This window comes from Mycobacterium botniense, assembly GCF_010723305.1.
Lineage (GTDB): Bacteria > Actinomycetota > Actinomycetes > Mycobacteriales > Mycobacteriaceae > Mycobacterium > Mycobacterium botniense.
In genome coordinates, this window is sequence record NZ_BLKW01000004.1 from 1 (window position 1) to 18,873 (window position 18,873).

Consider the following 18,873-nt stretch of genomic DNA (forward strand, 5'->3'; position numbering starts at 1 on the left):
TTTTGTCGTGCGCGACGTCGATGCGCCCGACCAGCGGCCGGCTCCCCTTCGAAATCGATCACCACGGGAACGACCGTTGTCTGACAAGTGATCGCAAGCTCGGCCAGCGGGTCTTGTCCTTTGAGCGTCAATGTGCCGTCGGGCAGTTTCAGACGCGGGAAGGTGCAGGTGACTTCGATGTAGTCGCCGCACTGGTATTCGGTGCGGTAATAGTTGTCGAACAGCCGCACATCCATGTTGATCGGCACGGATTCGTGCGGCCGGGCCAATTGCAGCGCACTCGACATCGCCGCGACGGGATCGGGCCCGGTCAGCGTAACCTGTTGCTGGTCAAGGCTGCTCATTCCGGCCACACCCTCATCGGTGTGATAGAGGCGACCATTTTCGATGCCGGGTTGCCGCCGGTGATCGAGCACGCGATAGCCGCTGGCTGCGCGTATTGTGGCTGCGCCACACCGGGAATCGGGTTGGTGTAGTTGCCGGTGATCAGCGACGCCAGCGGGCGGTCTGCGGCAGCGCCCCAACGCCGACTCGAACTGCTGCAGCAGCGGCGGCACGTTGTTGCCGCTGACAAAGTTGATGAGCGTGTCGAGCAGCGACGGCGACGCCGACTGCGGCGCCTGCGACCGTGGCGGGGTGAGGTCGACGACGCGCGGCAGCCGGGATAAAGTGTTGATCAGCGCAATGTCACCGGCGTTCAGTGGTCCGAACGTGATCATCGTTGTCGAGCCGGGGCCGTTGGCGAAACTGAACGTGGCCCCGTCTTCGGTTCCCGCGTAGCACAGGATGGCGGGCCAGCCGTCCTGGTCACCGATGTTGCCCAACTGCAACCAGCCGGAGCCCGAGCCGGTCCACCCCGACGTGTCACGCGGAAGGTGTCTGTCCACGGCACACCGAGCCAGAACGCGAGATCGTTGCGGATCTTCTGCGTGAACTCCTGATGCAGCACGAGCCGCGGCAGCTGCGATCTGATCCGCCCACGGCTCGCCCCAGCCGGGAACCACCAATAGCCGCGGTCAACCGTCCAATATTCCAGCGAGCCTTGCAGATTCGGGTTCCACGCACCGATCCACTCCGACACCAGGCGCGACATGCCTTGCGGGGTGGTGGCATGCGCCTGCAAACGCATCGTCAAGTTGCAGGTGTCATACATGGTGTAGGTCCAGGTGACGCCGGGCTGCCGCGCTCCTTTGAGGTCGATGTGCTTGAAACCTGGTGTGACACCGGATAATCCGTCCACCAAGAGGATGCCGTCTTGGATTCCGGGCCACGGCGCCTCCGGCCCGCACAGCGTGAACTTCGAGTTTCCGTCGGGGCTGGTGAACTTGATAGTGGGCATTGCGCCGTCCAGCAGATCGGCTGCGCCCTGGGGCAGAATCGTGGCGTCGTTGGTGGCGTAAATCAGAGGGTAGGTCGTCATCGCGGCAATCCGTACGGCCTTGGGAATTGGCGTCCGGCAGTGTTGGACTGCGCGGTTTGCTCGGTCATTAACCGTTGACGGAACTCGTCGGGGTTGTTGGCTTGCACGACGATCGGCGCGTTGAACTGCGAGCCGATCCGGTCCCCGTTGTGCACGTCGCCGCCGCTGGCCGGGGTGAGCGGCTGCTGGGTCTGTCCCGCGGTGTTCGGCGTTGATGGGCGCACACCCGCGATACCTGTCAACAGGCGGCCAGGCAGTGTTTTGCCCCACTGCGACAGCGGGCTATCGGACGGGATCAAGGTGCTGAGAACGCCTTCGGCGGCGATGCCGCCCAGCTGCCCGGTATCCGGCGGTGCGGTTCAAATCCTGGAACACCACCTGCATCGCTCCCCGGCCGCTCCCCCGGCTCCTCCGAATGTGCCCATGTCTGCGCCCATCGACGCCGCCGACGCCGCTGCTGATTCGGCGGCGCCGATCAGGCCGCCCGCCGAGCCCCGGTGATGGTGGCAGCCCTTCGTCGGGCAACCGCTGCGGGCGCCGGGCTTAGCCACACCTTCCGGGGTGTGCGCTGAGCGGTCCTCGGCCGACACTTCGCTGGCCTGGGTGCCTTTGTTGCCCGGCCCGGCGATTTCGGCGCGCCGACCGGCAAATGAGGCTGCCCGCCTGACTTCTGTTGCGGCGCGGCCGGTGGTTTCGGCGTCGGCGGCGGCTGCGTCGGGTCACCGCCGCCGACCAAATAGACCGCACCACCGTGATTGCGATGCAGGGCATTACGGAACGCATAGACCGCGTCCTGGCCGCCCATCGCGCGCACGTCGTCGGCGGTGAGCACGTGTTCGCCCGGCGACAGCCACGCTGGGATGATGTCGGTGCCGGCCGGGCCGCCGGCAGCGAAGCGCGGCGCATCCATCGGCGCGAGATTCACCGCCCGGATGGGGCCCCATCGGGTGCGGTGGCATCGGTATCGGCGCGTGTGCCGTGGGCGGGCCGCCAACGTTTGACAGATCGAGCTGTTGCCGATTCGGCGGGGCTGTCGCTGGGCCGCCGAGCATTCCCGGCAGACTCAAGCGTGGCCCAGACGCCCGGCCGGTAATAACTCCGAGATATGTCTCGATTGCCGGAGGTACCGGCTGCTGAGGCGCCGGGATCCCGGCGGCCATCAACCACGCCGGGCAGCGTTGGGAACGGCCCGAGCTGAGGCAGGGGACCGTGGGTCAGCGCCGGCTGCGGGGGCTGGAACATCGCCGGCGCCGGTGACGCTGGCCCCGGCGGTGCTGGCGTCGGTGGTGCTGGCGTCGGCGGTGCGGAAGATGCTTCGGGCGCAGCCGACGCGGCGCCTGTGCCGGTCGGCGAACCATCGGCCGGTGGGGCCGTATCGCCGCCGGCTCGCCATCCGGCCGTGGCGGCGCTGCTAGGCGGCAGCGGTGTGCCGTAGTCGCCGAGGTCTGCGTAACCGCCGGGAGCGCCGAAGTCAATCCAGCGTCCAAGCCGTAGTCGGCGCCCACTGCGCTGGAGCGGATGGCGTTGCCCAGCATGGCGCCCTCTATCGGGCCGATCGCCAGGTCGGCGAGGAAGGTGACAAGCCACTCCCCTAAGCCTTTGACCCCGCCGGAGAGGCCGAAGCCTTCCGCGAGCGGTGCGCCGAACCGCAACCCGCCGAAACTGTTCGCGCCACCGCGCAGCGGTGGCGCGCCCGCTCGGCGTCTTCGAGCTTGCGCTGCGCCAGATCGCGCTCGGTGCAGGTGCTCGATCTCGTGGTCGAGCCGATCCCGCTCGGACTGCTTGGCGGTTGCTTTGAGTTCGTTGCGGCGTTCTTCGGCGTCGTGAATCTCGTTGTCGAGATGTCGCAGCCGTTCCCGCGCGGCCGCGACTTTCTCGTCGTCGCGCGTGTAGTAGCCCGGCTGGCCGCCGGGCCCGGTCCCGGGCGTTGCGCCGGCCGGGATGCCGGCCCGCCGATGCCGCCGCCGCCGAAACCTCCGGCGCCCCCGCCGAAGCCGCCGCCTGCGCTGTAGCCGGGTGGGCCTTGCAGGTCGCCGATCGGCAAAAACATGTGATGGTCGAACTGAGGGCTGTTCGCGCCCGCAGCGCCCGCTCCGACGAAGTTCCCGTGCGAGCCGCCGGCTTCGGCGTTCTCGCCGTCCGACAGCGTCATGGCGGCGTGCCCGGCGTTGCCGCCGCCGTGGTCGTACCAGCCGACGCTGATCGTGCCAGGGCCGCCGATGCCGGGCCGGAACCCCAGCGACGCCAGCCATTGGCCCATGTTGACGGTGGTGGGCAATCCGACGTTAGGGATGCCGAGCGCGCCGGCGATGACGCGGCCCACCATCCCCGAGCAGTCGTGGCGTGTGGCTTGACTGTAGGGCGTGCCGATCATCGAGTAAGCGGCCTGCACGTCGGGTCCGATGGCTCCCCCGCCTTGACGGTGCAGCGCGCGCCGGAACGCGTACACCGCGCCGTGACCGCCCATCGCGTCCACGTCGTCAGCGGTGAGGACGTGCTCGCCGTCTGCGCCCCAAAACAGCGCCGAGTCTTTGCCTTTCGGCCCAGGAGCGCGCAGCGGGCCACCGCCGGAGTGGCCGGCGAGCTGATGGTAGAGCCCTACGCCCGCGCCGCCTATGCCGCCGATGGCGGTTCCCCAGGCCCGAACACCGATCCGAGGGCGGCACCGGTCGCGGCATCGGTGCCGACCACGGCCGCGCCGTGCCAGAACCCGCTGGGACCCGTCGCGTGTTGCAGCGCGTCACCGCCAAGCTGCGCGCCGAGAGCCAAGGCGCCCCCCTTGGCGAGACGTCCCAAAGCGCCGCTGAGGCGCCCCGTCGAGGCGGTGGCCGCGTCCTCCTCGGCGACGATCGTGCCGAGCCCGCTGGCGATTGGCGCGAGAACGGTTTCGGCGATCTTGGCGGCCTTGAATATCGCCCACGCGCCGCCCAGCGCGCCGAGCGCGTCGATGACGCCATGCATGATGCCTGGATGCTGCGCTAGGGCGTTAGCTACGTCCTTGACGACGTTCAGGGCGGTCGTCGCGGCGGGCAGGAAGTCGTTACCGATCGCAATCGCGGCCGCCCCGAACGCGGCCTTCGCGTCACGCATTTTCGCGTTGAGAGTTCCCTGGGATTCGTGGAATCCTTGACCGTTCCGTCCGCCTCCTGGGTGCTCTCGGCGATCCCTTTGATCCTGCCGTTGACCTCGTCGGTGTGCTCTCCGGTGATTTGCAGCGCGACCGCGGCGGCGGACATTGTTCCGGTCACTTCGTTGAGTGCCTGGTTCAGCGTCTCCAGGGTCTGCCGGCCGCCGGTTAGCCGCTTGCTGAAGCCTTCGACCTTGTCGTCGAGCGCCTGGTATTGCTTGAGCTGCGTCGCGTCCTGCTCGTTCGACTTACGAACAACCATCTGGTATTCGCGGTGCCCAATTGTGTGGTTGTGCAACGCCTCAGCGGCCTGCCTCGCGGCCGGCGACATCTTGGTCAGCATCTCGTTCATGTCGTTGACCGCTTGCGCGCTCTTGAGCACATCGCCGGTGTTGAGCAGCTTTGTCGACGGGTCTACCTTCTGTGCGAGCGTGTGTTGTAGAGTATGCATCGTGCCCGCCAGGCCGCGCCCGTTCGGGCCGCCGAGCTTCTGACACGTCGTCTGCGTCAATCCCCACACTGCATCGCCTGCCGCGCGGAGCGTCCGCCCCGGACAGGGCGCGCATCGCGTTGTTCATTTGCTCGGCGCCCTGAGCCGCCGACGTACCAGACTGGGTGATCTGCGCCAGCGTCCCCCACACATCAGCCAATGAGAGGTGCAGTTGTGCGGCGGTCGGCTCAATCGTGTGTAGCGCGCCCGCGAATTCCTGCAAGGGAACCTTGGATTCGCCGACCGCGGTCACCAGCTGCGACATGACTTTCGCCGCCTGGTCGGCCGGGATGTGGAAGTCCTGAAGCGACGTCGTCAGCACGTTGACGACCTCGAGGCGGCGCCTGCTCCGCGTTGGCGCCCTGCGCCGCGGCCTGCAACACCTTGAACCCGTCGGCGGCCGGTATCCGGCCGGTGATGGTGTACATGCCCTCGGCCAGCTCACCGGTGTAGCCGACTTGGCCGGCCAGCTTCAGAATGCCGTCGGAGGCGGTTTTCAAGTCCTGTGCTGGAAGGCCGGCCGAGGCATGCAGTTTCATCATCGCCTGCTGGAAATCGCCGGCCTTCTTAGTGGTTTCGACGAACGCCACACCGAGGCCAGCTACGGAGGCGACACCGATCGCGTTGAACACCTGGCCGGCGCGGCTGGCCGAGGTCGCGCTCTTGTCCATCGCGCTGCCGAGCCGGCTGTGCGCGGCCTCGGCGGCGACCATCGCATCGACGTGATCACGTTGTGCTTTCGATGCGCGGGCATGCGAGTCGGCTAACGCCACGTTGGCTGCAGCGGCCTTGCTGCTGTCGGCGCCGTATTTCGCGGTGGTCTCGTTGAGCCGCTTTTGGGCCACCTCGACTTGGCCCATCGACCGCATCATGCGCCGCGCGGCTTCTTCCTCGGCGGCTGCCGCAGCACATTCGTCTTGCAGTCCGCGCAACGGCGCGCGCGGCGCTGCCGTCGATCGCCGACAACGCTCGTGTCAGCGCGCCGCCGAGGCCGCGTCCGATGTCGTCACCGGCGCGGCTGAAAATCGCTTTCGCTTCGCGGGCGGCCAGTTGGGCGGCCGCGACATCGAGCCGTGACTTGACATCTAAATAGACCGGCACGGCTCACTCACCGCCTTTCATACCGTAGAGGCCGACGCTTATGTGGCTTTTAGCGCGCCGCACTAACTCAGCGCGCTCTAACTCCTTGCGCTCAAGCAAGATCGCGTCCAATGGCTCCAACAGCGCCGCGATGTCTGGTTGCGGAGCGCCACGGTCCGCGCGTAAAGCCGCCAACTCACGGGTCATGCGCGCCAACAGTTTCCTGTCGTACGTCCAGTCGATGTAGGTGGCGATCACCTTCACGTCTTTGGGAGGAGCCCCGGCGGCCGGAATTCTTAGCAACTTGCCGGTGAGCTGCTTGTCCTCGCCGACATATTCAGCGACACGGAAGGTGCGCTCGGATGCTTCTTTAAATTTGGAGTTCTCTGGCAGCCCGTCGAGCAGCGCGAGCATTTCTCGGCTGCTCATCGTGCCCTGATGCCACTCCGCTATCCGCCTCCGGCAATGAATCTGTAGGTCGGCCTCAATCTGTGTCGGAAACAGCCTCCACAATTTGATCGCCTCGGTCACTTTTGGTCGGCTTTGCGCCGCTCCGCAAGCTCCCGGCCCATCTTCTGCCAGATCAGGGTCACGTCGACAGCGCGACCGCCCGCCGCCCGGAAAGCCTCGTAACGGTCCCCGAAAATCGCCCGCGCTAACTGAATGTTGTAGTTTTCCACGAGCACACCGTTTTTGCGGTTCGGTTCCTTGAGTTCGCCGCGGCGGATAACTTTCCCGTTCTCGTCGATTTCGTCGTCCTCGCGGTCCCACGATTCCACTTCGAGCTGCAAAGCGTCGTAGCGACCAGCTGCTCGTCGTCGAGCAAAGAAGGGTTGGGTATCTCGAATACCTCGCCTTTGGGGGTGATGATGCGCTCGCTGGCGGTGAATCCCATGTATTCGGCGGCCTGTGCGCGCGCCGCCTCGAACGAATCGTGACTGTGGGAAACCTGCTCCTGCATAAATGTGTCTCCTGCCTGTTTGTCCTCTGCGCGGGTCTGCGTGGATCGCCGCGGCGGCCCGGCCACGGAGACAAACCGGCCGCCGCGGCGCGAATGTTCGTGTTGCGTTGTGTCAGGACGCGGTTGAGGTGAACGGAGCCGACTGCGGGCCGGTCACTGTGGCGTTGGCCCCTGTCGCGGTCACCTGAATCGCGTTATACGTGGTCGATGCGGTCAGGCCCGAAATCGTCAACGTCGTCAGGCCGCCCGACACCGACGGCGAACCGGACAGGGTTGCCGCCGACCACGCGCCGGTCGGTGTCTGCTGAATCTGCACCGAGTACACCGGGGACGTGATGTCGATCGGTGTCGGGAACGTGATCGTCGCATTGAGGCCGGTCACCGGCGTGACCGTGGGAACCGCGGTCTCAAACTGCAGATTGCCCGCTCCCAGCCATGCCGTGCCGGCGCGGCACCCACATCGTCTGCTTGGTGAACGGGTCCGGCAGCACTTCGTAGGTGAGCTCCGAGGAATCCGGGTTCTTGCGGGCAAGCTCGTTCTTGCCCTTCTTGTCGGTGATGATGCGCGGGAACACGCGCGCCACCAGGTTCGCGTCGGTGTCAACACCGATCAGCACCAGCGTGCGCTCGCGTGGCACATCGGTGTTGCCGCGAGCCACACCGTAGCCAGGTGTGCCAAGCGCCGGGATCCCCGTCAGCGGGAGCTCGAACTTCAGGTAGTCGATCAGCGGGTTCGACTCGAGCGGAGTGAAGTTCACCTTGTCGTCGAGCTTGGTCAGCACGTTACGCACCGAGCGCACCAGCTGCGCTGATGGCGTCTGCTGCAGCGTTTGGTCCGGGGTCCAGTCGGTGGCGTCCTCTTTCAGCAGGCCGAGGTCGTAGAAGTTCACAGCACTGTTCGGTGACGTGACCAACAGGTCGCCACGGATCGACACGTTGTCGGCGGCGAACGGTGTGAACAGCTGCGCGGGTCCGCTGGCGGTTTGGACGGTGCCGAGCCCGACAGCCGGTGACGCCAGGTTGAACGTGCCGGTCGGATCGTAGTCGCGGATCAGCCCGTGGGTGATCTGCCAGTACCGAACATTCAGCGGGTTCAGGTTGTCTTCGAGGACTTCGGCCCAAGTGCCGCCGGTTGCGGGAAGTGTCATGATATTTCCTTTCGGGGCGCGATAGCGTCAAAGCCGAAAACAGCAAGACGCGCAGCGGGTTTTGCGCAAACTATGCGGAGAAGCGCAAAGGCAGAAAGTATCTCGCGTAGTACCGTTTGATGAACGGGTCTTCGTAGGGTTGGTAGACCGGCATCTGATGTGTTCGCGGCCCAAGACCGCTCACCGTCGCGGTTTCGCCGCTAGGAAGCCTAATAATGTCCCCCATTGTGAGGCTAATGATCTGGTGGTGGGCTTTCCACGCCCACTCGTCACACTCGGCTATCGTGGCGGCCAGCGTATGCACGCTGATGATCGCGTTGCACCAGTACTTGTCGTCGTTGCCGGCGATGCCGTTGACGAGGTAGTACGGCAGCGCGACATCTGGCTCGCTGTCACCGGATCCGGCTCCCGGCTGGGGCGCTCACCGACACCTGCTGCGCCGAGCGGCAGCAACACGCCGATGCCGACCTGTGTCGGTGATGGCGTCGTGCCGTAGTTGAGGCTCACCGGCCGCGCCTGCCACGTGATCGTGCTGCTTTGAACGCGGCCGAGCGTGCGATGCGGGCCTGCCGCACGTCGCGGGCAGCGGCCGCGATCTCATGCGCCGCGGCGCCTTCCGCGGACAGTTTCGCGAAACGCTCCAGCTCTGCGCGCAGATGCGCGTGCGCGTACGCGACACCCTCGTCGGCCATCGAGTCGCGGCCGGTCGACGAAAACGATGGGCCGCCTTCGGCGCCGAACATGGCGGCCGCTTTGGTGAACGGCGCGTACTCGGGCATGTGGCTGGTGCCGATCTCAATCCACACGGCTTTCTTGTCGCGGGAGATGACACGGCGGCCGCCGTCAGGCAGCGGCTCGACGTGCACAGCGTTGCGGGCATCTCCTATTTCGCCTTCTGCTGGCGCCGCCCGGTGCGGTGGCCGGTCACCGAAAACCGGGGTGAGCGCCTTCACCTGCTCGCACACCTCGCGCGCCAGCTCATCCACCGCGTCTTGCACTTCCGCGCTGGCCAGCCCGGCGGCGAACTCGTCTTCGACGCTCACCCTGCCCTCCATTCGCAATTGACCAACACGTGATCGGGCAGGCCATCTATGTCGTAGTGGATTTGCGGCAGCCCGAGCACCTTGTAGTCGCGCTGGGCTTGCGGGTCCGCGCGTCGCGGCCTGATCCAACACGAGTTAGTGATCGTCGCAGCGACTTGGTCGCCGTTGTCGTCCACACCGGGCACGCCGACACCAGCAACGTATGGCAGGAACGCCCACGCCTGCTCGGCGCTGGTGATGGTGTCCGTTTGTTTCTCGATCGCGGAAATGTGTGTGACCGGCTCAAATACGCACCCGTAGACCCATACCACCGACTCGGTTGTGATCGGCTGATTCATCGCGTCAACTCGACCGGTGGGCGCTTTCGTGACCACGCCCAGCGTGTCGGCGCCGGGATAGCTAGTCATTGTCGTATTCCCACCAGTCCCAGCCGAGGTTACCGAACTGGTCCGACCATTGGGTCGGCCACCCTTGCTCTTGGTCCGCGGCGTAAAAATCGTTTGGGCGGCACGATGACATGGGCAGCGCCTCCAACGGGATCCCCAACAGCATCTTGTGGTTGTCGGTGAACTGGAGCGCTTTCATCGGGTCGGTGAAGCTGCCACCCTCAATGCGGTGCCCAACGGTGCGGGAAAACTGGCTGAGCTTGCTGTACCGCTGATAGCGCACGGCTGAGCTGACCACATCCCACACAACGAACTGCGCGGTCGGGTCGGTCGATGGCAACCCTGCGCCTTGCGGCCCGTTGGCGTATATCCACTGAGACGCCACCTGCAGCAGCAGGTGCACGATCGCCTGCTGCTGCGCGGTGAGCGGCGGCCCGTCCCACAACGCCAGGAACTCCTGCAAGTTGAGAAACGGAATCATTCACATTCACCAGCCCTCGATAAGCCGCAGCTCAAGCTGTGCGCCGGGGCCGTCCGCTATCGCGTACAACGGCAACTGCTGGCCGTTGCACGAGTCAATGAGGGGCAGCCGGCATATTTGGCCTGGCAGCAACCGGATACCGATCTGCTGGGGTTCTAGCGCGGCCGGGGCGCCAGCATTGACCACAACATTCGGCGCGGCGTTCCTATCCCCCAAACCGGCGCTGGAGTTGAGCACCAGCACCGCCGCAACGGGAGGCAACGCGATCTCGGTCACCGTCTCGCCGACGCTGATTGCCGGCGCGGTCATCCTGTCAGCCTGTCAGCCTAGAAGGTCGACGAGTTCTTGTTTGGACAGTGCTTCCAGTGCACGGCGGTCGTGGTTTTGGGCGACGCCATATTCAACCCACGTCTCCTTGGGGGCGACCCGCGGCGGTTTTTTCGGCTCATCCGGTTCGGGCTGCTCACTGCCGGGACTGGCGACGGTCGCGGGTGTGTCCACTTCCTCGACCAGCCCGTGGGCGAGGAAATGAGCACGCTGCTCATCATCAAGCCACGGCAGCCAGCCGCCGGCGTAAACGTGATGGTTGCGGCCTGTCTGATCTTTGGCCACAACCAGAGGAGCGATCACACGGTAGCCACTCATTGTCAGAATCCCGTGATTTGGACGCCGGCTTTGGGTTCGATAATGATGGGAGTAGTGACGCGCCGGGCCCGGATACGCCAGCGGTCCTGTTTGTCCTCGCGCATCGTCTTCACCTGAATCATGGAGCGACCGTCGTCGTCGCCGCTGTTGTCGGACTGTGCGCCAACGTAGCCGGGCGCAGGCAGCCGCTCGTCAACCATCGCGCCGAACACCTTTGCGTCGAGAACCGCAACATACGGTGTGGTCGGCAAGTTCGGGGTTGATAGCCATTTCTTCCCCGCGATATTGGCTTGGAAGCCGATTCCCTGGAACACCGGCATTTCACGCACCCCGTGACCGAAATCTTCACGTGGCAACAGCAGCGCAAGCGTCGGGTCGGAGATCGCGGTGGCGAACGTGTTCAGGTCACAGAGCACCGTGTCAGCGATGTAGCCCTGTTTCAGCGCCCTCATCTGCTCCTCGGCGAGGAGGATGTCACGCAGAATGTTCGGGGCGCCTGAGCTGCCATTCCACGGCTTCGACGCGGGCTGTGTGGCTGTGATGGCGGCGACCACAGCCGACATCACCACCGAATCGACTTGCGCGACCATGCTGTTGACGAGCTTCGTGAATGCCCGCGACAGCACGTCGAAGTTCTGCCGGCTGATGTCCTCATCGGTGATGATCGTGTCCAGACCCCACTTGACCACGTTTGCGATCTGCGCCGGACCTGTGGGAATCGGAGACAGCGGGTATTCGTCGCCGGGTTGCACCGCTTGCGGGGTGTTCGCGGCGAAGATCGACTCGATCTGCTCGTAGATCACCGCGCCGTCTTCGGTGTAGAACTGGCCCGTCAGAACCTTATCGCCGACGAAAATCTGGTCGGCTATCGTCCGAAGGGCGCGCAATACCATCAACGGATCGTTGAGATAGCGGCTGATCGAGTAGACATCTTGGGTTGCTAGATTCCCGGTAGGGAAACCGGGTGGTTCGAGGAACGGCATCTCGACCTGGTCCTTTCCTTAAACTGGTGCCGCGCAACAGTTTTTCGTGGATAAAGAAAACCGGCGAAAACGGTTTTTCGCCGGTTTGGGGGTTTTCGCTTCCGTTAATGCTCGGCTAGGCGCACAACAGCAAGACCATTCGACGCGGCGCTCCAAGCCCTTCCGATGATCTGGGAATACGTAGTGTTCGAGCTGGCGTCGGCAACAGCCCCGCTGGCTGCTGCCTGAACAGGATCGCCAGCCGAGATCGATCCGGATGCGGCGAGCACGTGAACGCCACCGAAGTAGACGCTCACCGGCTGCCCGGCGACCGCGTTGTTCGCCGCGACACCAACCTCTGCGGATGTGGCGTCCGAGGTGGGCGCCACGGTCGGGGTGACGGTGCCTGAATTAGGCTGGCCGCCAGCAACACCGGGCGTGCCGGGAACCAGAGTCCCACCGGTGATCTGCACCAGTTGTCCCGCTGTCACCGCCGACCCGGCGACGCACGACGCCTGGGTGCCGGCGACGTAGAGGGGCACATAATCCTGTCCTGCCATGTCAGTTCACGCTCGCTTTCTTGGTGGGAATACCCAAAGACGCCATGATCCGCGCGTGCACACGTTCCTTGGCTTCCTGCTCAGGGTCGGGCGCTGCTTCGAAACCGACCTGTCCGCGCACACCCTGATGGCCGATCTCGCTGGTGGGAATCAAACCAGCGGCCAAACTTTCGAGAACCTGTTTGGTGCCTTCCCGGTCTGCTCTCAGCGAGTCCAGCCAGTGCTGCTTGCGGGCGGGCGCGATCTTGCCTTGCTGAATAGCCGCCATCACGATCCGCTCATCTTCTTCGGCGATCTGCCGGGCGCGGGCCTCCACACCCTGGGCGGCGGCTGCTTTCAGCTCGTCGAGTTGAGCCTGCTCGATCTGCACCAGGCCGTTATCCGCGCCGCTGGCGGTGACCTTCGCCGCGTCAGCGCGTTGTTTCAGCTCCGCTATTTTAGTGAGGATGGTGTCTTCGTCTGCCGACGCGTCAACACCGATCGCCTCCGCAATATCGGGTGAGAGAGCCACTATGGAGCCCCTTTCTGTGTCAGAATTTGTTGCTGCTTCGGTCTTGCCGCCGTCGTCATCGTCGTCGTCGTCGCTGATTTTGATGCCGAACTTCTTCGCAGCGGACTTGATGCGGTCCTTGATACTGGCTAATTCCGCTGCGCTGTAATCTTTCTGATTCTTCGGCATGTTGATGTACGACCATGCTGCGCGAACATGCTCAGCGGTGTCGATCGGGTATTTGCCGTTCTTCGGGTCCGCATACTTCACGTTCCCGTACGGCTTCGGGGTGTCGGCGGCCTCGATCACCAGCTCGATTGCCTTGCCGCCCATGCGCCCGGCGGCGGCGATGTCATACAGTCGGGCAACGTCCTGTAGGCTTTGCAGCGACTCGACACCAGGGCGTGTCGCTCCCAGCAGAGCCAACCCGGTCAACACGAACTCGTGCACGCTGCCATCAGGTGCGGTGTAGTCGTACAAACCTTCAATCGACCGGGACGGGTATGCGGACGGAAGAATCTCGGCCAGCCACTCGGGGACACCAACCATGTCCCCGATCAGCGCGCGACCGTCCTCAGATGCCCGCAGATTGTCCAGCCAGCCCACAGCCGGGTCGCCGGAGAAACGTGGATCGTTGTGCCCCAGCCTGATTACAGGCTTGCGCAGGATTCCTTTCTCATGGGCTTCGATCGCGGCCGCTATTTCCTTTTCGGTGCATTCCCATTCGCCGGTAGACAGATTCCACTTGCCCGTGCGCATCAGCTCCACACCGGGAACAGTTACGAGGTTCACCATAGTTTCAGTGCTCCTTTAGGGTTGCTCCTCGACCGCGGCGTTCGCCTGGCGTTGGCGGTGACTTTCGCACGCGACGAAAACGGTTGCTCCGGTTTGGCTTCCGTAATCGGCTCAGTGTCCGGCGGCGCGGGCAGCGGGTATTGCGCAGCATTTTCGCGTTGAAGTTGCGGGTCAACGGCAGGCAAACCCATCTGCTGGCGCTCGAAGGCTTCCAGCCGCGGGTCGGGGGTGATCAGGCCGGCGTTGACGAGCATCTGCAACGCGGCAGCCGAAGCGTCCTGGCGTGAACCGATCTCCTCACACACCAGCATCGGGCACGGCTCATCCTCACCGAAGTTGATATCCACAAGGTCTTCGACGATGTGCGCCTGGGCGGTGTCGCGTATATCGTCGGCGACCTGCTGGACGCCTTCGCTAAACGTGTCAGCCTGAACGCTGGCCAGCGCGTAACTTCCGCCGCGGTCAAGGTTGAGGAAATGTGCCAGTGCGGCCAGAGCCATCTGCTTGTCGTGATACTCGACGGCCTGACGGATAAACCCAGAGGGCAAATTGCCTTCGACGCCGGCCAGTTTGAACTGGGCGCCGAACGGCAATGCCACACCGGCGTTGTTGCCGCCCCGATACTGGCGTGCGATGTCCAAGTACGGTTGCAGCGATTGATCGCCGACGCTGGCTTCCGACACCGACTCGGGCGCGATCACCACCGGGACACCGACACCGTTACGCCGCGCAGCTGTGGCCTCGATACGAATGAACTCGTCTTTAGCAGCCAATGCTTGTAGGCGGGACGGAACAGGCTGTTTCCGATCCACTGGCCGGGGTCTGGGTCGCGCACATACACCACGAGGCGATTGACCGGAATCTGCAATTGCAGCCCCTGCATGCCTCCGGTCACCCCCAGGGGAGTCCCGAACGATGTGCCGGGCGGGAATTGGGTTATCCCGATCAAGCCGCCGTCTAAATCGATGTCCCAATACGCGATCGTGGACGACGGCCGCGGCGCCAGCTTGCGCAGATACGCGCGGCCATCCTCTCCGATCCGATACACCTGCTCGAACACTTGGTGACCGTACTGCAAATGCCGCAATGCCAGCTTAAGATGCTGCGACCACGAAAACCTGTCCCTAATACGAGGCTTCGGCTTCGACTCGTCAGCGCCCACGATAGGCAGCCCGAGGTTAGCGGCGACAAACTCGGTGACCTCATCGCGCGCACCATTGGGGTCGATTCGCCACGCGGTGCGCAACACCGGCAACGCGATCGCGTAATACACGCTGGCAAGGCGTGAATCTTCCCGCCACATGCGCGTATACGTGCGGACACTGTTCGGCCACAGCAGCTCTGGAACCTGCTCGAACTGGTCCCACTGTGAAAACGCCGACAGCATGCCAGGGAACGGGTTAGCGAACCCGGCTTCAGTTACCGGCACCGCTGTCTTCGTGTTATGTCCAGCTACACGCCGCGGAAGACGCTTCGCGGGGGTCCTAAGTGGTGCTGTAGCGGGAATACTGCGCTTCGGCGCCATATATTCCCTCCTTTAGCCTTAAAACAGGACTAGAAACGCACGCTCATCGCATCGAACTCGCGCTCAAACACGTCCTGCGACGACTTCGGCTCCTGCCGTTCCATCAGCGGGGACGGAGCCCGCTTCGGCGGCACACTGAATGTCAACAAACCCCAATGAGCCAACGTGACCGCCATCAACTGCACAATCTGGCCGCCCGGCGACTTATCCCACGCGAAACGGCCACCCGGCAGCTCTCGTTTGACGGCTGAAACGACTGACGAATCCAGAATCTCCTGTCCCGGATGACTGATCTGCCCAGCCAGCACCGCTTCGAGGAAACCCTCGCAGGCCATCGCCAAATCGGAGGCATTCGTCATGTGCGGTTCAATGCCCGCCTCAACTAGATACGGCCTCAACACCGCAGCGGGGGAACGCTGGTCGATCACCAGCGCCACCGGATCAGCCTCTGTAACAACATCGACGATCCGCTCCGCGACCTCAGTCGGTGCACCCGACCCGCTCCAACCAATCTCGACGTGCACACCGCCGCCGCTTAAGAATTGCGCGCCAGAGATTGCCCACTGCTTGGTGACTGGATCGCGGTCCACGCCAAGCACCTGCGGATAAAGACCGGTGAGCGCAGGCGCCCGGTCAGCCAGGCTTCCCCACAGATCAGCACCAATAGGCGGCTGCGTGACCTCGGCCAGCGTCGGCCAGTCACCGATCCCCAACCGCTCAACGAGGAAGATTTTCGGTGTGTGGATGAGCGCCTGATACTCGTCTTCAATGTATTCCGGCGTTATCCGATAACCCATGCCGGGATTGGCGCGGGCACGCTCCCTTGGACTTGCGGGATCGGCCCCCTCCTCACACGAAAATTCGGCATAACACAGCCTCGGACTGCTGCCCTCCAACGCCCGCTTGCGAACACTGGCGAACACATACCCCTTGTCGTGGACCTCTTGGTCCACAGCGCTGCCCATGTACCACAGCTGCGGGTTAGGCCGCGCCGCCAGCGTCGGCATCAGCGCACCGATCGACGCGGACTCAAGGATCATGGCCTCATCGAGAATCACGCAATCACCAGACAAACCGCGGCCGCCGCCCTTGGTGCGCGTCTTGAACTTCACCCGCTGCCCCGTCGCGAGCTCGAAACCCTCCTTACCGTTTGACCGGCTCACCGTGAACTTCTCACCCGACGCGTCCAACCACTGCTCAAGCCGGCGCATCGTCTCCATCGCCGTGTCAAACAGGTGCGCCGAGTAGACGATCAGCTCCTCGCCGAACAAGAACAGCCCGGCAAGAATCCGCGCCTCAGCCAACACCGACTTGCCATTCTGCCGCGGCACACACAAGCCGACCTCGAACGCCGACCATCTGCCGCCCGCCAGCTCGCCTAGACTGTGCTCAAGGATGAGCTTTTGCCACGGGTCAAAGGACCAGTCCCACCGACGCCGCGAACTCGACAGCCTCAGCCGCCGCGCTTGTCACCGCTGGCGGTACCACCAGAATCCGCGGCGTCTGGTCGCCCAGCAGCGGCTTTTCGCTGACGCTCAGCACGTTTTCGGGCAAGTTCGTCCCTCTTGGAGATTCGCGGCTTCTCAACGGCGTCGATCTGCGCGAGAACGTCCATCAATCGCGCAGACAGCGCCGCAACATCACGCGACGACTCGCAACCGTCGATTTCAGCGGCCAACTTGTCGCGCAGCGCCCGCAACGTGGCCGCGCGATCACCACGCCCGGCCACACCAGCCAACGTCTGCCGACGCACTCTCACCGGACCGTCACCGCCATGTTTTTTGCTTCGGGGAGAGAAATTGGTGACCCAGGTGCGGGTCGCTGGGGTGGGGGGGTGGTCGAACATTTTTTCGGGGGTGGTTGCCATGCGCCCATCTTCGGTGGTCAGAGGATGTGGGTTGGTTTGCTGACTGGTTGATCGGTGGCGGTGTTCACCACGGCCATTGCAGGGCTTGGTGTCCTAGGTCGAGGATTGGGTGTTTGCTAGGTTTGCCGGTTAGTGCTGGTCTTAAATGGTCGCGGGAGCCGTCGCCGCGTTCGCTGTTGCAGTGTGTGTGTAGCAGCCGGTCGGCGAGTTTGCCTCCTGCTGAGCGGGGCAGGCTGTGGTCGCCGGATAGTCCTTGGCTGAGGTACATGGGTTCGCCGCACCACCAGCATGGGGTGCCGTCTACGTGGTTTCGTTTGAGGCGTGCGACTTGTTGTTTGTGTCGGTATCCCAGTCCGCGTTGGCTGGTGGTGAGTTTGTGGGGTGCCATCGGATGCCGTCGGATTGGGTGGCTGCTATGCGCTGGGTTTGACGTGGATGGTGAGGGTGCCGTCGTCGTTGTGGGTGACGGTGGTGGTGATGGGTAGCCGGTCGTGGTTGTGCAGTGCTTGTGCCATGTGTTCGGCGAGCTGCATGCCTTCGTCGACGGTGTAGATCCGGGCGGCTGCCGCGGACCCTGTGGGTAGCTGTTGCATGGCCGCCATTTGTTGGAGGCGTTCGCGTAGTTGTTGCACCTGCTCCGGCGTGATCGGCGTCGTCATTCGTGCGGGCACTCCGGTTTGACCTGCGTGATGGAGCGGATTGCAAGCTGTGACAGATGGGCTTTCATGTCGTGGTCGACGGTGAGTGAAAGCAGGCGTTTGCCGCAGTGTTGGCAGTAGATGTTGGCGACCTTGTAGCCGTCTTGGTCGGCTGCTTTGGGGTCGTCGCGGTGGTTGATGGTGTAGCCGCGGCGCTCCAGCGTGTGTTGTGCGGCTTCGGCGAGGTCGGTGGCGAGTTTGCGGATTCGGCCTTGGGATTCTTTGGACTGATTGAATTGGCTGAAGTGCATGAGCCTGCGTGGCCGGCCGTCTGGGTGCGGAAGGTTGTGCCAGGACTCGGCGAGCAGTTTGGTGACGTCTGGGCGGGGCATGGCGTGGCGGGCTTTCTGAGGAGTCGTTGGGCGATCAATCCCGCGACAGCAGCGTTGGGCATGGGAAGCTCCCAGGTGTTGGGCTGTGGTCGCGCGAGGCCGGTTCAACGTCTACGATGAGAAACGCCACCCGGTTTTGGGGACACGTGTGGCGTGGTTTCAGATGTTAGCTGATGAATTACAGGCGTGCAATTAGGCTGAGTGCACGAGTTGTTGGGCGCGTTGGTGTGACACGTCGAGGACTTTGCCGATGTCGCGGACGGTTAGGCCGTTGGCTTTCAGTTCTCGGGCGGCGGCCCGGTATTCGGCGGCTGCTTCGGTTTGTGCTTGGGCGGCGCGGCGTCGCAGTTCGTCGGCGTGCTGCAGGTGTGCGCTGACGGAAGTGGGCAGTTCGATTTTGACTTCGACGTTGAATGAGTCTTCTGGCACGTCGAGGTAGACGGCGATGAGGTCGCGTGCCATCGGCTCGACGTCGGTGAGCCGGCGGGCCTGGGTCGGTAGTCCTTCATCGGGGTTGTTTCCGAGGCCAGGAATGCGGATGAACCACCATCTGCCCTCGTCGGGGCTGGCGATCGCCGTGTAGGTTTTCATCGCCACCATCCTTTCCCGAGTTTGATCTCGCATTCTTTGTAGATGCCTTCGGCGTCGCGGTTGATGATTTCGCGGTGGCGTGGTATGGGGATTGGCGCGCCGTCGAGGTCGTAGATGTCGTGGTTGCCGCCGTGGCGTTTGATGGTGAATTGCATGTTGCGCGCTTTGGCTGCTTTTTGGATTTTCTTGATGACTTCTGTCCGTTTCGGCATACTACCAGTCTAGTCTGGACTAGACAAATCTGTCAAGATCGGGCTAGACAAAACGGTGTT

At 63.8% G+C, this 18,873-nt stretch carries 27 protein-coding genes and 3 pseudogenes; 1 reads left to right on the plus strand and 29 read right to left on the minus strand.

What is annotated here, in order from left to right; translation table 11 throughout:
• The 9 genes and pseudogenes from G6N08_RS10160 to G6N08_RS20695 all read right to left on the minus strand — a co-directional run.
• Positions 1 to 824 (minus strand): annotated as a pseudogene (locus G6N08_RS10160) (hypothetical protein); the annotation flags it as partial.
• Positions 716 to 1,420: a hypothetical protein gene (locus G6N08_RS10165; protein WP_163756979.1), complete on the minus strand. Its 705-nt coding sequence runs from the start codon at positions 1,418 to 1,420 to the stop codon at positions 716 to 718. The gene G6N08_RS10165 and the pseudogene G6N08_RS10160, both read right to left, overlap by 109 nt.
• Positions 1,417 to 1,719, minus strand: coding sequence for a hypothetical protein (locus G6N08_RS10170; RefSeq protein WP_163756457.1), 303 nt, complete (start codon positions 1,717 to 1,719; stop codon positions 1,417 to 1,419). Before G6N08_RS10170 ends, G6N08_RS10165 begins: the two co-directional genes overlap by 4 nt.
• A 176-nt stretch (positions 1,720 to 1,895) precedes the next feature.
• Entirely contained in the window at positions 1,896 to 2,345 is a 450-nt protein-coding gene (locus G6N08_RS10175; RefSeq protein WP_163756981.1) for a hypothetical protein, read from the minus strand.
• 666 nt (positions 2,346 to 3,011) lie between these two features.
• Complete coding sequence (locus tag G6N08_RS10180) at positions 3,012 to 3,887, minus strand: C40 family peptidase (RefSeq protein WP_163756965.1); 876 nt, start codon at positions 3,885 to 3,887, stop codon at positions 3,012 to 3,014.
• 146 nt (positions 3,888 to 4,033) lie between these two features.
• Entirely contained in the window at positions 4,034 to 4,510 is a 477-nt protein-coding gene (locus tag G6N08_RS10185) for a hypothetical protein (protein WP_163756983.1), read from the minus strand.
• On the minus strand, positions 4,429 to 5,058 hold the full coding sequence (locus G6N08_RS10190) for a hypothetical protein (RefSeq protein ID WP_246216728.1): 630 nt from the start codon (positions 5,056 to 5,058) through the stop codon (positions 4,429 to 4,431). Before G6N08_RS10190 ends, G6N08_RS10185 begins: the two co-directional genes overlap by 82 nt.
• A 43-nt stretch (positions 5,059 to 5,101) precedes the next feature.
• A pseudogene (locus G6N08_RS21330) lies at positions 5,102 to 5,329 on the minus strand (phage tail tape measure protein); the annotation flags it as partial.
• Positions 5,226 to 5,897, minus strand: coding sequence for a hypothetical protein (locus G6N08_RS20695; RefSeq protein ID WP_246216729.1), 672 nt, complete (start codon positions 5,895 to 5,897; stop codon positions 5,226 to 5,228). The pseudogene G6N08_RS21330 and the gene G6N08_RS20695, both read right to left, overlap by 104 nt.
• A 10-nt stretch (positions 5,898 to 5,907) precedes the next feature.
• On the opposite strand from G6N08_RS20695, the gene G6N08_RS10200 reads away from it, so the two are divergent.
• Positions 5,908 to 6,114 carry a hypothetical protein gene (locus G6N08_RS10200; protein ID WP_163756988.1) on the plus strand — a complete coding sequence of 69 codons (207 nt, stop codon included), beginning with the start codon at positions 5,908 to 5,910 and terminating at the stop codon, positions 6,112 to 6,114.
• Positions 6,115 to 6,141: 27 nt separating this feature from the next.
• On the opposite strand, the gene G6N08_RS10205 is transcribed toward G6N08_RS10200, so the two are convergent.
• The 20 genes and pseudogenes from G6N08_RS10205 to G6N08_RS10295 form a co-directional block, all read right to left on the minus strand.
• Complete coding sequence (locus G6N08_RS10205) at positions 6,142 to 6,546, minus strand: hypothetical protein (protein ID WP_157139269.1); 405 nt, start codon at positions 6,544 to 6,546, stop codon at positions 6,142 to 6,144.
• A gap of 98 nt (positions 6,547 to 6,644) precedes the next feature.
• Entirely contained in the window at positions 6,645 to 6,896 is a 252-nt protein-coding gene (locus G6N08_RS20700) for a hypothetical protein (RefSeq protein WP_246216730.1), read from the minus strand.
• 294 nt (positions 6,897 to 7,190) lie between these two features.
• On the minus strand, positions 7,191 to 7,460 hold the full coding sequence (locus G6N08_RS20705) for a hypothetical protein (protein ID WP_246216731.1): 270 nt from the start codon (positions 7,458 to 7,460) through the stop codon (positions 7,191 to 7,193).
• Positions 7,461 to 7,485: 25 nt separating this feature from the next.
• Positions 7,486 to 8,226, minus strand: coding sequence for a hypothetical protein (locus G6N08_RS10215; protein WP_246216732.1), 741 nt, complete (start codon positions 8,224 to 8,226; stop codon positions 7,486 to 7,488).
• A gap of 70 nt (positions 8,227 to 8,296) precedes the next feature.
• Entirely contained in the window at positions 8,297 to 8,530 is a 234-nt protein-coding gene (locus G6N08_RS10220) for a hypothetical protein (RefSeq protein ID WP_163756990.1), read from the minus strand.
• 199 nt (positions 8,531 to 8,729) lie between these two features.
• A complete protein-coding gene (locus G6N08_RS10225; RefSeq protein ID WP_003921266.1) occupies positions 8,730 to 9,269 on the minus strand; it encodes a hypothetical protein in 540 nt (179 codons plus the stop codon).
• Positions 9,266 to 9,676, minus strand: coding sequence for a hypothetical protein (locus G6N08_RS10230; RefSeq protein ID WP_163753181.1), 411 nt, complete (start codon positions 9,674 to 9,676; stop codon positions 9,266 to 9,268). Before G6N08_RS10230 ends, G6N08_RS10225 begins: the two co-directional genes overlap by 4 nt.
• Positions 9,669 to 10,136, minus strand: a complete 468-nt coding sequence (locus tag G6N08_RS10235; RefSeq protein ID WP_163756944.1) for a hypothetical protein — start codon at positions 10,134 to 10,136, stop codon at positions 9,669 to 9,671. Before G6N08_RS10235 ends, G6N08_RS10230 begins: the two co-directional genes overlap by 8 nt.
• Positions 10,137 to 10,142: 6 nt before the next feature.
• On the minus strand, positions 10,143 to 10,445 hold the full coding sequence (locus G6N08_RS10240) for a hypothetical protein (RefSeq protein ID WP_003921269.1): 303 nt from the start codon (positions 10,443 to 10,445) through the stop codon (positions 10,143 to 10,145).
• A gap of 12 nt (positions 10,446 to 10,457) precedes the next feature.
• On the minus strand, positions 10,458 to 10,781 hold the full coding sequence (locus G6N08_RS10245; protein ID WP_003921270.1) for a hypothetical protein: 324 nt from the start codon (positions 10,779 to 10,781) through the stop codon (positions 10,458 to 10,460).
• 2 nt (positions 10,782 to 10,783) lie between these two features.
• Positions 10,784 to 11,764, minus strand: coding sequence for a phage major capsid protein (locus G6N08_RS10250; RefSeq protein ID WP_163753185.1), 981 nt, complete (start codon positions 11,762 to 11,764; stop codon positions 10,784 to 10,786).
• Positions 11,765 to 11,868: 104 nt separating this feature from the next.
• Entirely contained in the window at positions 11,869 to 12,303 is a 435-nt protein-coding gene (locus G6N08_RS10255; RefSeq protein WP_163756946.1) for a capsid cement protein, read from the minus strand.
• Position 12,304: 1 nt separating this feature from the next.
• Entirely contained in the window at positions 12,305 to 13,588 is a 1,284-nt protein-coding gene (locus G6N08_RS10260; RefSeq protein ID WP_163756948.1) for a DUF6582 domain-containing protein, read from the minus strand.
• Positions 13,582 to 14,975, minus strand: a pseudogene (locus G6N08_RS10265) (phage portal protein family protein). Before G6N08_RS10265 ends, G6N08_RS10260 begins: the two are co-directional and overlap by 7 nt.
• A 167-nt stretch (positions 14,976 to 15,142) precedes the next feature.
• Positions 15,143 to 16,444 (minus strand): terminase large subunit domain-containing protein, encoded by a 1,302-nt coding sequence (locus G6N08_RS10270; protein WP_163756993.1) that lies wholly within the window; start codon positions 16,442 to 16,444, stop codon positions 15,143 to 15,145.
• A 122-nt stretch (positions 16,445 to 16,566) separates the two neighbouring features.
• Positions 16,567 to 16,980: a hypothetical protein gene (locus G6N08_RS20710; protein ID WP_246216726.1), complete on the minus strand. Its 414-nt coding sequence runs from the start codon at positions 16,978 to 16,980 to the stop codon at positions 16,567 to 16,569.
• 413 nt (positions 16,981 to 17,393) lie between these two features.
• The gene (locus G6N08_RS10280; RefSeq protein WP_163756952.1) at positions 17,394 to 17,639 is read right to left on the minus strand and encodes a hypothetical protein; all 246 of its coding nucleotides are present in this window, start codon (positions 17,637 to 17,639) and stop codon (positions 17,394 to 17,396) included.
• The gene (locus G6N08_RS10285; protein ID WP_163756954.1) at positions 17,636 to 18,010 is read right to left on the minus strand and encodes a hypothetical protein; all 375 of its coding nucleotides are present in this window, start codon (positions 18,008 to 18,010) and stop codon (positions 17,636 to 17,638) included. The genes G6N08_RS10280 and G6N08_RS10285 overlap by 4 nt, the downstream gene beginning before the upstream one ends.
• A 192-nt stretch (positions 18,011 to 18,202) precedes the next feature.
• A complete protein-coding gene (locus G6N08_RS10290) occupies positions 18,203 to 18,601 on the minus strand; it encodes a hypothetical protein (protein ID WP_163756956.1) in 399 nt (132 codons plus the stop codon).
• On the minus strand, positions 18,598 to 18,813 hold the full coding sequence (locus G6N08_RS10295) for a hypothetical protein (protein WP_163756958.1): 216 nt from the start codon (positions 18,811 to 18,813) through the stop codon (positions 18,598 to 18,600). Before G6N08_RS10295 ends, G6N08_RS10290 begins: the two co-directional genes overlap by 4 nt.
• Positions 18,814 to 18,873 lie beyond the last annotated feature (60 nt).

What these genes read in the sequence shown, in the direction of transcription:
- G6N08_RS10165 (WP_163756979.1), bottom strand. Translation starts at nt 1,420, where the DNA reads ATGACGACCTACCCTCTGATTTACGCCACCAACGACGCCACGATTCTG.
- G6N08_RS10180 (WP_163756965.1), bottom strand. Translation starts at nt 3,887, where the DNA reads ATGGGCGGTCACGGCGCGGTGTACGCGTTCCGGCGCGCGCTGCACCGT.
- G6N08_RS10185 (WP_163756983.1), bottom strand. Translation starts at nt 4,510, where the DNA reads ATGCGTGACGCGAAGGCCGCGTTCGGGGCGGCCGCGATTGCGATCGGT.
- G6N08_RS20695 (WP_246216729.1), bottom strand. Translation starts at nt 5,897, where the DNA reads ATGGGCCAAGTCGAGGTGGCCCAAAAGCGGCTCAACGAGACCACCGCG.
- G6N08_RS10200 (WP_163756988.1), top strand. Translation starts at nt 5,908, where the DNA reads ATGCGCCGCGCGGCTTCTTCCTCGGCGGCTGCCGCAGCACATTCGTCT.
- G6N08_RS10205 (WP_157139269.1), bottom strand. Translation starts at nt 6,546, where the DNA reads ATGAGCAGCCGAGAAATGCTCGCGCTGCTCGACGGGCTGCCAGAGAAC.
- G6N08_RS10215 (WP_246216732.1), bottom strand. Translation starts at nt 8,226, where the DNA reads ATGACACTTCCCGCAACCGGCGGCACTTGGGCCGAAGTCCTCGAAGAC.
- G6N08_RS10230 (WP_163753181.1), bottom strand. Translation starts at nt 9,676, where the DNA reads ATGACTAGCTATCCCGGCGCCGACACGCTGGGCGTGGTCACGAAAGCG.
- G6N08_RS10235 (WP_163756944.1), bottom strand. Translation starts at nt 10,136, where the DNA reads ATGATTCCGTTTCTCAACTTGCAGGAGTTCCTGGCGTTGTGGGACGGG.
- G6N08_RS10240 (WP_003921269.1), bottom strand. Translation starts at nt 10,445, where the DNA reads ATGACCGCGCCGGCAATCAGCGTCGGCGAGACGGTGACCGAGATCGCG.
- G6N08_RS10245 (WP_003921270.1), bottom strand. Translation starts at nt 10,781, where the DNA reads ATGAGTGGCTACCGTGTGATCGCTCCTCTGGTTGTGGCCAAAGATCAG.
- G6N08_RS10250 (WP_163753185.1), bottom strand. Translation starts at nt 11,764, where the DNA reads ATGCCGTTCCTCGAACCACCCGGTTTCCCTACCGGGAATCTAGCAACC.
- G6N08_RS10255 (WP_163756946.1), bottom strand. Translation starts at nt 12,303, where the DNA reads ATGGCAGGACAGGATTATGTGCCCCTCTACGTCGCCGGCACCCAGGCG.
- G6N08_RS10260 (WP_163756948.1), bottom strand. Translation starts at nt 13,588, where the DNA reads ATGGTGAACCTCGTAACTGTTCCCGGTGTGGAGCTGATGCGCACGGGC.
- G6N08_RS20710 (WP_246216726.1), bottom strand. Translation starts at nt 16,980, where the DNA reads ATGGCAACCACCCCCGAAAAAATGTTCGACCACCCCCCCACCCCAGCG.
- G6N08_RS10280 (WP_163756952.1), bottom strand. Translation starts at nt 17,639, where the DNA reads ATGACGACGCCGATCACGCCGGAGCAGGTGCAACAACTACGCGAACGC.
- G6N08_RS10285 (WP_163756954.1), bottom strand. Translation starts at nt 18,010, where the DNA reads ATGCCCCGCCCAGACGTCACCAAACTGCTCGCCGAGTCCTGGCACAAC.
- G6N08_RS10290 (WP_163756956.1), bottom strand. Translation starts at nt 18,601, where the DNA reads ATGAAAACCTACACGGCGATCGCCAGCCCCGACGAGGGCAGATGGTGG.
- G6N08_RS10295 (WP_163756958.1), bottom strand. Translation starts at nt 18,813, where the DNA reads ATGCCGAAACGGACAGAAGTCATCAAGAAAATCCAAAAAGCAGCCAAA.